At 72.0% G+C, this 10,962-nt stretch carries 9 protein-coding genes; 3 read left to right on the top strand and 6 right to left on the bottom strand.

All coding sequences use genetic code 11. From position 1 onward, the window contains the following. Positions 1-271, bottom strand: a 271-nt coding sequence (locus C1I97_RS21965) for an NUDIX hydrolase (RefSeq protein ID WP_146608262.1), incomplete at its 3' end; no start/stop codon positions are given. A 244-nt stretch (positions 272-515) separates the two neighbouring features. Here C1I97_RS21965 and C1I97_RS21960 point away from each other — a divergent pair. Next, the gene (locus C1I97_RS21960) at positions 516-3,830 is read left to right on the top strand and encodes a S8 family serine peptidase (RefSeq protein ID WP_111004926.1); all 3,315 of its coding nucleotides are present in this window, start codon (positions 516-518) and stop codon (positions 3,828-3,830) included. Positions 3,831-3,992: 162 nt separating this feature from the next. Here C1I97_RS21960 and C1I97_RS21955 read toward each other — a convergent pair whose 3' ends face one another. From C1I97_RS21955 to C1I97_RS21940, 4 genes are all read right to left on the bottom strand, one after another. Continuing rightward, positions 3,993-4,697, bottom strand: a complete 705-nt coding sequence (locus C1I97_RS21955) for a hypothetical protein (protein WP_258382682.1) — start codon at positions 4,695-4,697, stop codon at positions 3,993-3,995. Further along, positions 4,694-5,215 (bottom strand): RNA polymerase sigma factor, encoded by a 522-nt coding sequence (locus C1I97_RS21950; protein ID WP_111004925.1) that lies wholly within the window; start codon positions 5,213-5,215, stop codon positions 4,694-4,696. Before C1I97_RS21950 ends, C1I97_RS21955 begins: the two co-directional genes overlap by 4 nt. A gap of 61 nt (positions 5,216-5,276) precedes the next feature. After that, positions 5,277-6,026: a hypothetical protein gene (locus C1I97_RS21945; protein WP_111004924.1), complete on the bottom strand. Its 750-nt coding sequence runs from the start codon at positions 6,024-6,026 to the stop codon at positions 5,277-5,279. Position 6,027: 1 nt separating this feature from the next. Then, entirely contained in the window at positions 6,028-6,549 is a 522-nt protein-coding gene (locus C1I97_RS21940; RefSeq protein WP_111004923.1) for a sigma-70 family RNA polymerase sigma factor, read from the bottom strand. Positions 6,550-6,856: 307 nt separating this feature from the next. On the opposite strand from C1I97_RS21940, the gene C1I97_RS21935 reads away from it, so the two are divergent. Both C1I97_RS21935 and pepN read left to right on the top strand, forming a co-directional pair. Then, the gene (locus C1I97_RS21935) at positions 6,857-7,873 is read left to right on the top strand and encodes an aspartate-semialdehyde dehydrogenase (RefSeq protein WP_111004922.1); all 1,017 of its coding nucleotides are present in this window, start codon (positions 6,857-6,859) and stop codon (positions 7,871-7,873) included. 115 nt (positions 7,874-7,988) lie between these two features. Then, the gene (gene pepN, locus C1I97_RS21930; RefSeq protein ID WP_111004921.1) at positions 7,989-10,583 is read left to right on the top strand and encodes an aminopeptidase N; all 2,595 of its coding nucleotides are present in this window, start codon (positions 7,989-7,991) and stop codon (positions 10,581-10,583) included. Positions 10,584-10,645: 62 nt separating this feature from the next. Here pepN and C1I97_RS41630 read toward each other — a convergent pair. Beyond that, positions 10,646-10,962 (bottom strand): DMT family transporter (locus C1I97_RS41630; RefSeq protein ID WP_258382681.1); only part of this gene is annotated, 317 nt, incomplete at its 5' end.

Here is a 10,962-nt window from a genome sequence, read left to right as displayed (position 1 = left end):
GCAGGCCGTGGAAGTCGGCGTGGGTGCCCAGGCGGCGCGGGTAGGCGCGGCGGACGGAGTCCAGGCCCAGGAGGGCGACCGGTTCGACGGTGTAGCCGGTCTCCTCCTCGGCCTCGCGCACGACGGTGTCGTAGGGATCCTCGCCGTGCTCCATGCCGCCACCGGGCAGGGTCCAGCGGCGGGTGCCGTCACCGGCCACCCAGCGGGCCATCAGCAGCCGTCCGTCCCTTACGCATACGGCGTAGGCCGCCACCCTCAACTCCTTGTGCATGGGTGGACGTTACGGGGTAGTCCGGAGAGGGCGCCCCAACACCGGTGAACCGGCACGGTTTGGGCGGCTATCTCCCGGGTGGCGCATGGCGGAAGTACGCCATGAACGCGTCTCCCCATGGTCAACTCTCGTCAAACTACTTTTCTTTAGATAGACCTGAGCGACCGTCCGGCTCCGAAATCCGGACGGTCGCGATCGGATTCGATCGCATCCTCACCTGGTTCCTTTACCTACAGGGATGCCAATGACCTCCGACCCCCAGCGCGCACCGCGCACCGGCACCAGACGCCTGGCCCGCATCGCCATGGCGGCCGGTGTGGTGGCCGCGCTCTCCATGGCAGGGCCGATACCCATGGCCGTCGCCCAGGACGGCCCGACGCCCGCCGACCCGGCCGTCAAGCCGGCGGACGACAAACTCGGTTCGGCCGACGCCGAACTGCTCGCCGAGGCCAAGGCCGAGGGCGCCAAGAACGTCACGATGATGATCGCCACCGCGCCCGGGCAGACCGAGCAGGTCGCCAGGCAGCTGGACGCGGTCAAGGGCGGCGCCGTGGGCCTCACCTACGACAAGCTCGGCTACGTCCGCGCCACCGTGCCGACGGACAGGGCGGACTCGGCGATCGCCGCCGCCGCGAAGCTGTCCTCCGTGCAGGCCATCGACCTCAAGCAGGACATCCCGCTCGACGACCCGAGGCCGGACGCGGGCGCCGCCAAGAGCGGCAAGGGTGGCAAGGGCTCCGCCACCTACCCGGCGCCGGACAAGAGCACTCCCGCCGAGAACCCGTACAACCCGTCCCACGAGACGGGCGCCGTCGACTTCGTGAAGAAGAACCCGAAGGCGGACGGCCGGGGCGTCACCATCGGCGTCCTCGACACCGGCGTGGACCTCGCCCACCCGGCGCTGCAGAAGACCACCACCGGCGAGCGCAAGATCGTCGACTGGGTGACCGCGACGGACCCGATCGTCGACAGCGACCAGACCTGGCGTCCGATGGTCAACCCGGTCTCCGGGGCCGCCTTCACCTACGACGGCAAGACCTGGAAGGCGCCCGCGGGCTCCTACCAGATCAGCACCTTCAAGGAGTCGTACACCGTCGGCGGTGACGCCGCGGGCGACGCGAACCGCGACGGCGACACCACCGACTCGTGGGGCGTGCTGTACGACGCGGCGGCCGGCACGGTCCGCGTCGACCTGAACAACAACAACGACTTCACCGACGACGAGCCGATGAAGCCGTACAAGGACGGCTTCCAGATCGGCTACTTCGGCACCGACGACCCGAAGACGGACGTCGTCGAGCGGCAGCCGTTCGTGGTGGAGATCCGCAAGGACGTGAAGATGGACCCCTACGGCGGGTCCTGGGTCGGCCAGAAGGCCGACTTCGTCAACATCGGCCTCATCCAGGGCTCGCACGGCACGCACGTCGCCGGCATCACCGCCGCCAACAGCCTGTTCGGCGGGAAGATGAACGGCGCGGCCCCGGGCGCGAAGGTCGTCTCCTCCCGTGCCTGCACCTGGAGCGGTGGCTGCACCAGCGTCGCGCTCACCGAGGGCATGATCGACCTCGTCGTCAACCGCGGCGTGGACATCGTCAACATGTCCATCGGCGGCCTGCCGGCGCTCAACGACGGCAACAACGCCCGCGCGGAGCTGTACACGCGGCTCATCGACACCTACGGCGTGCAGCTCGTCATCTCGGCGGGCAACAGCGGCCCGGGCCTGAACACCATCGGCGACCCCAGCCTCGCCGACAAGGTCCTCTCGGTCGGCGCGTCCATCTCCAAGGAGACCTGGGCGGCCAACTACGGCTCCGCGGTGAGCAGGTCGTACGCCATGATGCCGTTCTCCTCGCGCGGTCCGCGTGAGGACGGCGGCTTCACGCCGATCATCTCGGCGCCCGGCGCGGCCATCAACACCACGCAGACCTGGCTGCCCGGCGGCCCGGTCGCCGAGGCCGGCTACTCGCTCCCGGCCGGCTACTCGATGCTCCAGGGCACCTCGATGGCGTCCCCGCAGGCGGCCGGCGCGTCCGCGCTGCTGCTGTCGGCGGCCAAGCAGAAGCGCATCGACCTCACCCCGGCGAAGCTGCGCACCGCGCTGACCTCGACCGCTCAGCACATCAAGGGCGAGCAGCCGCACAGCGAGGGCGCGGGCCTGATCGACGTCGTCAAGGCCTGGAAGTCGATCGAGAAGGGCGCCTCGGCGCACGAGTACGCGGTCAAGGCCCCGGTCAGCACCTCGCTGTCCTGGGCGCTGAAGACCCCCGGCTTCGGCACCGGCCTGTACGACCGCGAGGGCGGTCTGAAGAAGGGCCAGAAGAAGACCTACGACGTCCAGGTCACCCGCACGACGGGTCCGGCCGGTCCGGTCAAGCACAAGCTGAGCCTGAAGAACGGCGACGGCACCTTCAGGATCGTCGGCGACGACGAGGTCTCGCTGCCGCTGAACAAGCCGGTGACGGTGAGGATCGAGGCGCGTCCCGCCTCCGCCGGTGTGCACAGCGCGGTCCTCGAGGCCGACGACCGCCGCACCGAGGGCGTGGACAAGCAGATCATGCTGACCGTGGTGGTCGCCACGGACCTCGCCAAGCCGTCCTTCACCCACTCGGTGTCGGGTGTCGCCCAGCGCAACAGCACCCAGTCGTACTTCGTGACGGTCCCGGAGGGCGCGAAGACCCTCGAGGTCTCGATGAGCGGGCTGAAGGACACCAGCCAGACCCGCTTCGTCACGATCCACCCCTACGGCACGCCGGTGGACCCCACCTCGACCGTGAACTGCTACCCGAACTACAACAACCCGGCCAACACCTGCCGTCCGGACGTGCGTTCGTACGCCAAGCCGATGCCGGGAGTCTGGGAGATCGAGGTCGAGTCGCGTCGTACGTCGCCGCTGCTCGACAACCCGTTCACGCTGAACGCGGCGGTGTACGGGCTGGACTTCAGCCCGGCGGTGCAGACGGTCGACGAGGCGAAGGCCGGTACGCCGGCCTCCGTCTCCTGGACGCTGACAAACGGGTTCGCCGGGCTGGACGCCAAGCTGAGGGGCGGCTCGCTGGGCTCGTCGAAGTCGGACCGCCCCACCATCGGCAACGGTGAGCGGCAGACCACGACCGTCGTCGTGCCGGCCGGTGCCGAGCGACTGGACGTCGCCATCGGCAACGTCTCGGACGCGGCGGCCGACCTGGACCTGTACGTGCGCAACGCCGCGGGTCAGCAGGTCGCGTCCTCGGCGGCGGGCGGCTCGGAGGAGTCCGTCTCCCTCACCAGGCCCGCCCCGGGCACGTACACCATCGAGATCCACGCCTACTCGGTGCCGGCCGGCTCCACGGCCTACGACTACCGGGACGTGTACTACTCGGCGGCGCTCGGCTCGGTCACCGTCGACGACTCGAAGGTGTACCCGCTCGCCCCGAACGGCACGGCGCGGATCTCCGCGGACGTCGTCGCGAACGAGCCGGCCCCCGCGGGCCGCGAGTTCTTCGGTGAGGTCCACGTGCTGAACACCCGGGGCACCGCCGCGGGCGTCGGCAGCGTGAAGATCGGCAAGGTCACCCCGTAACGGAGGACCGCTGCGACGCAGGCGGGGCGGGCGCTCACCACGAGCACCCGCCCCGCCGTCGTCCGCCGGAGCCAGGTCCCGATCCCGCCGATGCCGACGTCGTCGCGGCTTCCCGGACGACGGCCGCCAGCCGCCGGCCCGGAGCGTCCCCCGTGTGCGCGGTCATCCGGCGCCGGGGCACTCGAGGCCCTGGGCTCCTGGCAGCGCCCGCTCCACGCGCCGGCGCCCTTCCTCCAGGGCGTCGCGGGCGCCCCCGGGGAGGCTCTCGGGGTACTTGCCGTAGGGCGGATCGCCTGCGCGGTAGATATGGGGGCCCTCCCCGGGAATGCTCGACACCAGGACGAGGATGCGCTCCCCGGTCCTGTAGTACGCCGGGACGTTCGCGCCCTCGTCGGTGAAGGACAGCCGCCGCTCACCGCCCGCCGGCTTGTAGGAGCGGTCCACGTCCAGCACGATTTGGTACCGGTCGTGCCCGCCCGCCGGCTCGACCCGCTCCACCGTGCCCTCGGCAACGGTGCTGGAGCAGGCGATGAGCCCCTCGTACGTGAGCTTGGCGGCGGACCCGCCCTCCACTGTCCCGTTGTGCGCCACGAGGTACGCCGTGCCCGTGCCCAGCAGCGCCACGGCCACGGACGCCGCGAGGGCGAACAGCAGCCGGCGACCGCGCCGCCGGCTGCGCACCGGGGCGGATTCCTCCCGCCCGGGGGCCTTCCGGGCCAGCCCGTCCCCGATCCACCGCAGCTGTTCCCGTACGGCGGCCATGTCGCGTTCCGCGTCCGCGTACCGGCCGGCCGAGTCCCCCGCCCGCGCAGGTGAGGGTTCACCCAGCAGGACCGCCATCAGCTCGTCGTCCTTCTCCACCCTCACACCGCCTCTTCCGCGTGCAGCCGTTCGCGCAGGAGTTTCGCCGCCGCGTACAGCCTGCTCTTCACCGTTCCCAGGGGGACGCCGAGTTGCTCGGCGATCTGCGGCACCGACAGGTCCGCGTAGTGGCGCAGGACGAGGACCTGCCGGTGGGCGGCGGGCAGGGCGTCGAGCCCCTCGGCGACGGCCAGGGCCCGCAGGCTGTTCTCCGTGCCGTCCTGGATCCGGTCGTCCGGTGCGCTCAGCAGGCCGAGCCGCGCGCTGACCCGCTCCTGCCGGTGCCGGGTCCGGTGCCAGTCCACCGCGAGGTTCGAGGCCACCACCGCGGCCCAGGCTCCCACGTCCCGCGGCGGGTCCTCGCCCCGCGCCCGGCGCTCCAGCAGACGCAGCCGCACCTGCTGGAGCCCGTCCTGCAGGTCGTTCTGCGGGACCCCGCCGAGGGCCAGGACGGCGCGGACCCGGTCGGCCTGCGCCGCGTCCAGCGGATCCGCCTCCGCACCCCGCGGTCTCCTGATCGGCAACGGTGCTCCCCCTCCGTCGTGTTTCTCCTGTGACGCGGGAGTGCCGCGGATCGTTCGACCGTCACTCGCAGCCGAGTTCGCGCGCCTCGGGCAGCGCCCGGGCGATCCGGTCCCGTTCGCGGGCGATCGGCGCGTCACCGACGACCACGTGGTCCGCGTGGTCCGCGTGGTCCGGGGACGCCGCGTGCCGCGGAAGGGCGACGAGGACGTGGTCGGACTTGTGGAGGGACTTCGGGCCGGCGGACTCGCCGAGGACGAAGGTGATCTCCCCGGCGGTCTTCGCGGGTTTGTAGGAGCGGGTGACGTGCAGGGTGATCCGCTCCCGGCCGGCGGCGCCCGGCACCCGCTCCACGTCCGTGACCTCGCCCTCGGCGACCAGACGGGCGCAGGCGAGGTAGCCGGGACTGGCGAAGGGGGAGCCGGCGGAGGAGTCGGCCTTGGCACCCGACTCCTTGTCGGCGCTCGTCCCGGAGGCGGCGCTCGCCCCGGAGTCGGCCACGCCGCCGGACTGCGTCACCAGCCAGGCCGTCCCCGACAGCACGGTCGCGGCGGCGGCCGCGGCGAGGGCGCCGAGGGCGGCGGTGCGCACCCGGCGCCGGTTCCGTGCCGCAGGCACCGGCTTCCGCCGCGGCCGGGTGTCTCCGGCCAGCGCGTCCCCGATGACCCCCAGCTGCTGCCGCAGCAGCGCCACGTCGGCCTCGGCCGCGCGGTGCCCGGCCAGGAAGGCGGCGTCCGCGCGGGCCTCGTCCGGCAGCGGCTCGCCGGTGATCGCGGCCATCAGCGCGTCGGCGCCGTCGCGCTCGGCGGTCACGTCACACCACCTCGTTCTGGTGCAAGCGGACGCGCAGGGCCCGTACCGCCGTGTGGAGCCTGCTCTTGACCGTGCCCTCCGGGATGCCGAGTTCGTCGGCGATCGAGCGGACCGGCAGGTCGGCGTAGAAACGCAGGACGACGACCTGGCGCTGGGAGTCGGGCAGTTCGTCCAGGCCCTGGGCGACGGCCAGGGACAGCACGCTGGTGTCCTCGCCGGAGGGGTGTTCCTGCCGGCGCAGGGCGGCCAGGCGCTCCCCCAGCCGCTCCTGGCGGCGTTTGGCGCGGTGCCAGTCCATGGCCAGGTTGGAGGCGACGACGGCCGCCCACGCGGACACGTCGCGCGGCGCCTCCCTGCCGCTCGCGGCCCGCTCCAGCAGCCGCAGGCGGACCTGTTGCACCCCGTCCGGCAGGTCCACCTGCGGCACCCCGCCCAGCGCGAGCACCGCCCGCACCCGGCGCTCCTGAGCCGCGTCCAGAGGATCGTCGCCCTCCTGGACGCGGCGGGCCTTCCTGCGCAGCACAAGCCACCCCCTCACCGCGTTACCTCTACGACGCCCCGGCGCGCGGAAACGTTCGGCGGAGGCTCGGGAAAACGTCCAGAGGCGTACGTCACACCGCCGCGCGTGGCAGCACAGCTTGCGGCACCAGGCACCTCCGGGGTGAATTCCTCCAGCTCAGCGGGGGTACGGACGGGAGTTCCGCAACCGGTGGGCGGGACGGGGCGTCCCACCCTTCGGGCATGGCGCGCAAAGAATTGGACAGGTAGGCCGGAGGCGGCCGCATGATGGATGAGGCCGCACACACAGGAACACGTAGTAGGGAGTCGCCGTGAGGGTCGGAATCGTCGGAGCCACCGGTCAGGTCGGCACGGTCATGCGCGGGATCCTCACGGAGCGCGACTTCCCGGTCACCGAGCTGCGCCTGTTCGCCTCGGCCCGCTCGGCGGGGACCGTCCTGGACGGCGTGACCGTGGAGGACGCGGCCACCGCGGACTACACCGGCCTGGACATCGTGCTGTTCTCGGCGGGCGGCGCGACCTCGAAGGCCCTGGCCGAGAAGGTCGCCTCGCAGGGCGCCGTGGTGATCGACAACTCCTCGGCGTGGCGCAAGGACCCGGACGTGCCGCTGGTGGTGTCCGAGGTGAACCCGCACGCGATCGCGAGCCGCCCCAAGGGCATCATCGCCAACCCGAACTGCACGACGATGGCCGCGATGCCGGTCCTCGAGCCGCTGCACCGGGAGGCGGGCCTCCAGGCGCTGGTCGTCGCCACCTACCAGGCCGTGTCCGGCTCGGGCGTCGCGGGCGTCGCCGAGCTGCACGGCCAGGCGCAGAAGGTGATCGCGGACGCCGACCGGCTGACCCACGACGGCGCGGCGGTGGACTTCCCCGAGCCGTCCGTCTACAAGCGCCCGATCGCCTTCAACGTGCTGCCCTTCGCGGGCAACCTCGTCGACGACGGCCTGAACGAGACCGACGAGGAGCAGAAGCTGCGCAACGAGTCCCGCAAGATCCTGGAGATCCCGGACCTGAAGGTCTCCGGCACCTGTGTGCGCGTGCCCGTGTTCTCCGGCCACTCCCTGCAGGTCAACGCCCGTTTCGAGCGTCCGATCAGCGTGGAGCGCGCCACCGAGCTGCTGGCCGGCGCCCCCGGCGTCGCCCTCTCCGACATCCCGACCCCGCTCCAGGCGGCCGGCCAGGACCCGTCGTACGTCGGCCGCATCCGCCGCGACGAGACGGTGGAGAACGGCCTCGCGCTGTTCATCTCCAACGACAACCTCCGCAAGGGCGCGGCCCTGAACACGGTCCAGCTCGCGGAACTGGTGGCGGCGGAGCTGAGCGCGTAGGACCCGTTCGGGTACGTGGTGCGGGCGGGCGGTCGCCGGAGTCGGTGACCGCCCGTTCACAGGGGGCGCGACGTGGAAGGATGACCGCACCCACACATCACGAGGAGATGACCGCGTGCCTGGCACAAACCTGACTCGCGAAGAGGCGCGGCAGCGGGCGAAGCTGCTCACCGTTGACTCGTACGAGATCGATCTCGACCTCTCCGGCGCGCAGGAGGGCGGGACCTACCGGTCCGTGACCACGGTGCGCTTCGACGTCGCCGAGACCGGCGCCGCCTCCTTCATCGACCTGGTCGCCCCGGCCGTCCACGAGGTGACCCTCAACGGCGACGCGCTGAACCCGGCCGAGGTCTTCGAGGACTCCCGGATCGCCCTGCCGGGCCTGCTCCAGGGCCGCAACGTCCTGCGGGTCGTCGCCGACTGCGCCTACACCAACACCGGCGAGGGCCTGCACCGCTTCGTCGACCCGGTCGACGACCAGGCGTACCTGTACACCCAGTTCGAGGTGCCGGACGCCCGCCGGGTCTTCGCCAGCTTCGAGCAGCCGGACCTGAAGGCCACCTTCCAGTTCACGGTCAGGGCGCCCGAGGGCTGGACGGTCGTGTCCAACTCGCCGACCCCCGAGCCCGAGAGCAACGTCTGGGTGTTCGAGCCGACGCCGCGCATCTCGACGTACATCACGGCGCTGATCGTCGGGCCGTACCACAGCGTGCACAGCGTGTACGAGAAGGACGGCCAGTCGGTGCCGCTCGGCATCTACTGCCGGCCCTCGCTCGCCGAGTTCCTCGACGCGGACGCGATCTTCGAGGTGACCCGGCAGGGCTTCGACTGGTTCCAGGAGAAGTTCGACTACCCCTACCCGTTCAAGAAGTACGACCAGCTCTTCGTGCCCGAGTTCAACGCGGGCGCGATGGAGAACGCGGGCGCGGTGACCATCCGCGACCAGTACGTCTTCCGCTCGAAGGTGACCGACGCGGCGTACGAGGCGCGGGCCACCACGATCCTGCACGAGCTGGCCCACATGTGGTTCGGCGACCTGGTCACCATGGAGTGGTGGAACGACCTGTGGCTGAACGAGTCGTTCGCCACCTACGCCGAGGCCGCCTGCATGGCGTACGCCCCCGGCTCGAAGTGGCCGCACTCGTGGACCACGTTCGCCAACCAGATGAAGACCTGGGCGTACCGGCAGGACCAGCTGCCCTCCACCCACCCGATCATGGCGGACATCCGCGACCTGGACGACGTGCTCGTCAACTTCGACGGCATCACCTACGCCAAGGGCGCCAGCGTGCTCAAGCAGCTGGTGGCGTACGTCGGCATGGACGAGTTCTTCCGGGGCGTGCAGGCGTACTTCAAGCGGCACGCGTACGGCAACACGCGCCTGTCCGACCTGCTGGGCGCGCTGGAGGAGACCTCCGGGCGCGACCTGAGGACCTGGTCGAAGAAGTGGCTGGAGACGGCCGGCATCAACGTCCTGCGTCCGGAGATCGAGACAGACGGTGAGGACGGGGCCGGGGTCATCACCTCCTTCGCGATCCGCCAGGAGGCCCCCGCCCTGCCCGCCGGCGCCAAGGGCGAGGCGACCCTGCGCCCGCACCGGATCGCGGTCGGCCTGTACGACCTCGACGAGGCGAGCGGCAAGCTGGTGCGCGCCGCCGACGGCCGGATCGAGCTGGACGTGGACGGCGAGCTGACCGCCGTGCCGCAGCTGGCCGGCCGGCGCCGTCCGGCGGTGATCCTGCTCAACGACGACGACCTGTCGTACGCCAAGGTCCGCCTGGACGAGGAGTCGCTGGCGGTCGTCACGGAGCACCTGGGCGACTTCGAGTCCTCGCTGCCGCGCGCCCTGTGCTGGGCGTCGGCCTGGGACATGACCCGGGACGCGGAGCTCGCGACCCGCGACTACCTGTCGCTGGTGCTGTCCGGCATCGGCAAGGAGTCCGACATCGGTGTCGTGCAGTCGCTGCACCGCCAGGTGAAGCTGGCCGTCGACCTGTACTCCGACCCGGCCACCCGCGATGCCCTGCTCACCCGCTGGACGGACGCCACGCTGGCGCACCTGCGCGCGGCGGAGGCGGGCAGCGACCACCAGCTGGCGTGGGCGCGCGCCTTCGCGGCGACCGCGCGCACGCCGGAGCAGCTGGACCTGCTCGAGTCCCTGCTGGACGGCTCGCACACGGTCGAGGGCCTGGTCGTGGACACCGAGCTGCGCTGGGCGTTCGTGGAGCGGCTGGCGGCCGTGGGCCGGTTCGACGAGGCGGAGATCGCCGGCGAGTACGAGCGGGACAGGACCGCGGCCGGTGAGCGGCACGCGGCCACCGCGCGTGCGGCCCGTCCGACGCCGGAGGCCAAGGCGGAGGCCTGGGCGTCGGTCGTCGACTCCGACAAGCTGCCGAACGCCGTCCAGGAGGCGGTCATCGCGGGCTTCGTCCAGACCGACCAGCGCGAGCTGCTCGCGCCGTACGCCGAGAAGTACTTCGAGGTGGTCAAGGACGTCTGGGAGTCCCGCTCGTACGAGATGGCGCAGCAGATCGCCGTCGGGCTGTACCCGTCGGTCCAGGTGTCCGAGGACACCCTGCGCAGGACCGACGAATGGCTGGCCTCGGCCGAGCCGAACGCCGCCCTGCGCCGGCTGGTCTCGGAGGCGCGGGCGGGCGTCGAGCGCGCCCTGAGGGCCCAGGCGGCGGACACGGCGGCCGCCCGGCCGTAACGCCGCCCGTACGGCAAGCAGGGGCGCCCGGTGCCGGGCGCCCCTTGGCGTGTGCGGCGGCGCTACGGGTGCGGCACCCGGCTCGCCGGCTCCCCCTCGCGGGCGTGCCCGCGGGGCCGGCCGGTGGGCGGGTGCGGCGCGGTGGCCGGAGCGGGTGGGCGGCGGGCCGTGGCCGACTGGCCGGCCACCGTGGCCCCGAACGCCAGTGCCATGCCGGTCAGCTGGAGAGGTGTGAGGGACTGGCCGAGGGCGGCCCAGCCGAGTACGGCGGCGGTGAGCGGGGACAGGGGGCCGAGGAAGGTGACCTGGGTGGCGCTGAGGCGGCCGATGCCGCGGAACCAGAGCCAGTAGGCGAGCGCCGTGTTCACCAGGGCCAGGT

Origin of the sequence: Streptomyces sp. NTH33 (genome assembly GCF_003236365.1) — a bacterium.
Classification (GTDB): domain Bacteria; phylum Actinomycetota; class Actinomycetes; order Streptomycetales; family Streptomycetaceae; genus Streptomyces.
This window is presented reverse-complemented; position numbering and strand designations above follow the sequence as displayed.

What these genes read in the sequence shown, in the direction of transcription:
- C1I97_RS21960 (WP_111004926.1), top strand. Translation starts at nt 516, where the DNA reads ATGACCTCCGACCCCCAGCGCGCACCGCGCACCGGCACCAGACGCCTG.